This is a genomic window from Photobacterium alginatilyticum, assembly GCF_009910675.1.
GTDB lineage: Bacteria > Pseudomonadota > Gammaproteobacteria > Enterobacterales > Vibrionaceae > Photobacterium > Photobacterium alginatilyticum.
The window spans coordinates 1-819 of sequence record NZ_RSEJ01000156.1 but is presented as its reverse complement, the minus strand read 5'-3'; the positions used below and the strand labels follow the sequence as shown (position 1 = coordinate 819).

General features: G+C 50.2%; 1 protein-coding gene. It reads right to left on the bottom strand.

The genetic code is table 11. The features are described 5' to 3' along the window. Positions 1-651 (bottom strand): 4-alpha-glucanotransferase (locus tag EIZ48_RS28450; RefSeq protein WP_192928768.1); only part of this gene is annotated, 651 nt, incomplete at its 3' end. Between the last annotated feature and the right edge of the window lie 168 nt (positions 652-819).

Here is an 819-nt window from a genome sequence, read left to right as displayed (position 1 = left end):
GTGAATAGGGTTAAGACCCACAAAATCACCACCGCGGGCAGCAACATCGGCAACCAGTTGTTTTAGATCGCCGAAATCACCAATCCCCCAGTTGTGATTAGTGCGAATTGAATACAGCTGAACGCTCGTACCCCAAAGTTTCTTGTCTTCCTGCAGGGCATCCTGCTTGTAACAAGACTGAGGCGTGACGATCAAAGTCATTTCAAACGGAGATTTACGACGCTTGCGGAACACTTCAAGCTTGTGGTAACCCCACTCCAGATCATCTGGTAATGAGAACACCAACGGGCCGCCATCGGCACGCTCGTCACTGATCAGCTGAGACTGTAACCAGCCTTCCATTACTTCGCCCTGCTCTGTTTCCAGACGCCAGCTGAAATCGCTGATCCGTGCACTTTGGCCAAGGTGCATGGCAATGCGCATCGGCTCGCCGCTACGTACTACCTGTACCGGTGCCAGTACATCCGGACGCTGCTTTTTATTGGCTGATTCCAACAAAGCTTCGTCGCTTCGTGTGTCGTAACCAAGCGCTGCGAGCAGGCGACGGATCGTCTCGCTCTCAACGTTTGCTTCATCTCCCCAAGCACTGACATAGCTATCTGCAATACCTACCATGTCAGCAACTTGTTTTAATACTTGATCGTCTTTCATCGTTCTCTCCGATAGCGGCCTTGCGGCCGCTTCGATGTTAGGGTTTTGCTGATATCAATTCAGACTCTAAATCACCAAATGGGGTGAATTAACGGTTTACTGGCTCTAGGTTCCAGATGTTATTGGCGTAGTCTCGAATACTACGGTCTGAGCTAAACTTGCTCATCA